This is a genomic window from Escherichia sp. AM3, assembly GCF_032029835.1.
Classification (GTDB): Bacteria; Pseudomonadota; Gammaproteobacteria; order Enterobacterales; family Enterobacteriaceae; genus Escherichia; species Escherichia coli.
In genome coordinates this window covers 1-3,333 of the sequence record NZ_JAVUPQ010000166.1, presented here as the reverse complement: position 1 = coordinate 3,333, position 3,333 = coordinate 1, and the positions used below count along the sequence as shown (strand labels likewise).

Annotated in this window: 3 protein-coding genes and 1 pseudogene; all 4 read right to left on the bottom strand. The window is 43.7% G+C overall.

Annotated elements, in window-relative coordinates; all coding sequences use genetic code 11:
* Positions 1-135 precede the first annotated feature (135 nt).
* A complete protein-coding gene (locus RTW80_RS23350) occupies positions 136-1,107 on the bottom strand; it encodes a TRAP transporter substrate-binding protein (protein WP_000695892.1) in 972 nt (323 codons plus the stop codon).
* Positions 1,108-1,159: 52 nt separating this feature from the next.
* Positions 1,160-2,461 (bottom strand): TRAP transporter large permease, encoded by a 1,302-nt coding sequence (locus RTW80_RS23345; RefSeq protein WP_000386846.1) that lies wholly within the window; start codon positions 2,459-2,461, stop codon positions 1,160-1,162.
* Positions 2,462-2,503: 42 nt separating this feature from the next.
* Complete coding sequence (locus tag RTW80_RS23340; RefSeq protein ID WP_001375330.1) at positions 2,504-2,980, bottom strand: TRAP transporter small permease; 477 nt, start codon at positions 2,978-2,980, stop codon at positions 2,504-2,506.
* 20 nt (positions 2,981-3,000) lie between these two features.
* A pseudogene (locus RTW80_RS23335) lies at positions 3,001-3,333 on the bottom strand (oxidoreductase); the annotation flags it as partial.

Genomic DNA, 3,333 nt, shown 5'->3' with positions numbered 1-3,333 from the left:
ATCGTAAACGTAGTAGCTGAATAATTCGTTATTCAACGAGACGTAAAAACGCCGACCATTGGTCGGCGTTTTGCTTTTGTAGCGAGCACTTGCAGATATCGATAAGGGCCACAATAAGCAGCCCTACGAAGATAATTACTTAGCTGCCTGAATATCAGCCAGCATTGGGGCAAGGGCTGGGTTGTCCTTAGCGAAGTTTGCGTACATTGGCTGTACTTTCTCGATAAACGGAGCTTTATCTACCTGGTAGACTTTCACGCCCATTTTATCCAGTTTTGCAAATTCTTGTTTCTCTTCCTCGCTCCACAAGTCTTTCATGTAGCTCATTGATTCTTTAGCTGCTTTTAATATAACTGCCTGATTTTCCTGGCTAAGTTTATCAAACGCAGCATTGCTCATCAGAACCACATCGGGAACCATAGTGTGTTCGTCAAGGCTGAAGGATTTTGCCACTTCACCGTGACGCATGGTAGTCAGCGCCATCACGCTGTTTTCTGCCATATCGACCACACCCTGCTGTAAGGCTGTATACAACTCGCCGTAATCCAGTGGCGTCGGGTTACCGCCCATGACTTTGATCATTTCAACTGCGCCAGGGCTTGGCTGGACACGGACTTTCATGCCTTTCAGATCGTCTGGTTTCAGTACTGGTTTATTGCCATAGAAACTGCGGGCGCCTCCATCATAAAAAGTCAGCCCGAAATAACCTTTGCTTTTCGTTGAGTCGAGGATTTTTCTCCCGATATCGCCCTGCATGACCTGATAATAATGATCACGATCGCGGAACAAATAAGGCAGGCTAAATAATTTATAGGAATTTTCAAATGCTTCCATTTCTGCCGCATTGGTTTTTACCAGGGGAATAGCGCCAGAACGAATCAGCTCCATTGTTTCTCGTTGAGTACCCAATGTTCCATTTGGATAAATACGAATAGTAATATCACCGTTAGAGTACTCTTTGCTCTTTTTCGCAAAGAACTCCATCGCTTTATGAACAGGATGAGACTTATCCTGATTATGACTCAGTTTTAATGTCACTGCCCAGGACTGGCTTGCGGATAACATAAGAACAGCACCGATAATGCCAGCGGATACTTTTATTTTCATAGATGTTCCTTTTCTAATAAATATGGCGGCAGGTGCCGCCAGTGAATGCGCATCAGTAGCCCAGTGCTCTTGGCAATGCCATACTGATTTGCGGAATATAGGTCACCATTGCCAGCACCAATACCATCACGGCATAGAATGGCAGCATAGGTTTGATAATTTTATTAATCGGTAATTTAGATACACTACAACCGACAAATAACACACTGCCTACAGGCGGAGTACAAATACCGATACACATGTTCAGTACCATGACAATACCAAAGTGAATCGGGTCCATGCCCAGTTCGGTGACAACCGGTAAAAATATCGGCGTAAAAATCAGTACCGCCGGTGTCATATCCATAAAAGTGCCGATAATCAACAGGATAATATTGATAATAAGCAGGATTATTATTGGGTTGTCAGAAATAGTGTTAAGCAAATCGAGAATCAGGAAGGGAACGTCAGCGTTTGACATTGCCCATGACATACCCATCGAAGAACCAATTAATAACAAGACAATTGCAGTGGTAATAACGGATTCCAGAAATATTTTAGGTAAATCTTTAACTGAGATTTCACGATAAAGAACCAGTGCAAGGAAAAGGGTATAAATTACTGCAATTGCGGAGGCCTCTGTCGGGGTAAAAATACCACTTAATACACCCCCCATAATTAAAATAATCAGGAAAATACTGGGGATAGCCATCCATATCGCAACGCCAGCCTGGCGTAAAGTCGGGCGTTCTGGCTTTGGATAACCGCGACGTACCGCGATAATACCGGCTATTACCATCAGTGCCAGACCCAGCAAAATTCCCGGAACATAACCCGCCAGGAACAGTGCGGCAATAGAAGTACCACCACTGACCAGTGAATAGACGATTAACGTATTACTTGGTGGAATAAGCAAACCCGTCGGGGCAGAGGCAACGTTAACCGCAGTACTGAATGCCGGGTCGTAACCCTCTTTAACCTGTTGCGGATGCATGACGCCGCCCATCGCAGCCGCCGAAGCCACGGCTGAACCAGAAATTGCCCCGAACAGCATATTGGCGAGAATATTACAGTGGGCAAGTGAGCCTGGCAGACGACCGCCGAGAATACGGGCAAAGTTGATTAATCGTCGCGCTATTCCTCCATGGTTCATAATGTTGCCAGACAAGATAAAAAATGGGATTGCCAACAACGTAAAACTATCTAACCCGGAGGCTAACTTTTGGGAAACCACACTCAATGCTGAGTTGAAATCGAGTTGTGTGGAAATTGATGCCAGTGTCGATAAACCAATGGCATAAACAATAGGTACACCTAATGCCAACATAAAAAAGAAGGCACCAAATAACACAATAATCGGTAACCAGTAATCCATAATTTCTCCATTCCTACTATGGTTGGTTGTTGTTTGTTATCTTTAGAGTGGTTGTTTAAGTTCGGTTAAAACCATATCTATGGTGTATATAATAATAAGTACACCACTAATCGGGATGCTCATATAGATATATCCCATTTGCCAGCCTAAAGCGGGCGAGGTCTGACCTGAATCGAATGTATCCATCGTTAATAGCCCACCACCATATACCATAATGATGGTTGCGAAGATAATAACGATAATCTGAATACACAAAAATAAATGACGTCGGGCTTTTCCTTTCAGCATCATAGGTAGCAGGTCAATCGCCAGATGCCGGTTTTGCCCTGCGGTGTATGCCCCACCAAAAAGTCCAAGACAAATAAAGAGCAAACGGCTGAGTTCATCTGTAAAAATACTGGGACTAGTAAATATAAATCGTGCAGCCACCTGCCACGTCACACATGCCACGATGATCGCCAAAATGGTAATGTTCAATGCTGCAAGCAGAGCATTAATAGATTTAATTATATTTCGCATAGTGATTAACCTTTGCAATATCATTCATCCTGTGGCTGGTAAATTGTCCCATTAAGAAAACCAGGCCAGTTTTTTTCAAACCAAATACCTCGGATAATAGGAAACTCACGAACAGGTGTTTCTCTGACGTGAAAGATACCGTTGCAATAATGAATAAGTAGTTTATCTTTTTTATCCTCAGTACGCTCTGAACGAAAGCGCCAGGCATCACAAAAACCATTTCGTGTTTGCGGAATAGAATTTCCATCCCTGTCGAGACTAATACGTGCTCCCCGACTACCACCACCTGCGTCAATATAATGCGTTAATTGCGTTAATACGGCGGCAGAAGTCAGTGCCATATGCCGCCACAT

What these genes read in the sequence shown, in the direction of transcription:
- RTW80_RS23350 (WP_000695892.1), bottom strand. Translation starts at nt 1,107, where the DNA reads ATGAAAATAAAAGTATCCGCTGGCATTATCGGTGCTGTTCTTATGTTA.
- RTW80_RS23345 (WP_000386846.1), bottom strand. Translation starts at nt 2,461, where the DNA reads ATGGATTACTGGTTACCGATTATTGTGTTATTTGGTGCCTTCTTTTTT.
- RTW80_RS23340 (WP_001375330.1), bottom strand. Translation starts at nt 2,980, where the DNA reads ATGCGAAATATAATTAAATCTATTAATGCTCTGCTTGCAGCATTGAAC.